This window comes from Streptomyces sp. SID14436, from assembly GCF_010548465.1.
Lineage (GTDB): Bacteria > Actinomycetota > Actinomycetes > Streptomycetales > Streptomycetaceae > Streptomyces.
On record NZ_JAAGMD010000223.1, the window covers coordinates 1 to 434 of the forward strand.

General features: G+C 78.1%; 1 pseudogene. It reads left to right on the forward strand.

The annotated features are described in order from the left end of the window. Positions 1-85: 85 nt before the first annotated feature. Positions 86-434, forward strand: a pseudogene (locus G3I53_RS08010) (Rv3235 family protein); the annotation flags it as partial.

Here is a 434-nt window from a genome sequence, read left to right on the forward strand (position 1 = left end):
CGCACCCCGCCACGGGGCCGGCAGCACGGCGCCGGAGCCCTCCGGTGCCCGCGGTGGGGGCCTGGAGGCGCCGCGGGTGCCCGCACAGACCCCGCGCAGCCCCCTGACCGCCGCTCCGCAGCCCCAGCCCCGCCCCACCGACCGGTTCGCGGAACTGCTCCTCGCCGTCCTCAGCGGCCGGCGCCCGGTCCACGCGATGCTGCGCCACACCGCCGGAAGCGCCTACGACGACCTGGCCCGCCTCGCCGAGGACGGCCCGCTGCGCACTTTCGGGCACCGTCCCGTGGTCCGGGACATCGGCTACTTCGTCCCCCGGGAGGGCGCCCTGGAGGTCTTCGCCCGCATCGGCGCCGGCAACCGCCTGCGCGCCATGGCCTTCCGCCTGGAACGGGGCCGAGACCTCCGCTGGCGCTGCACCGCCGTCGAACTCGACG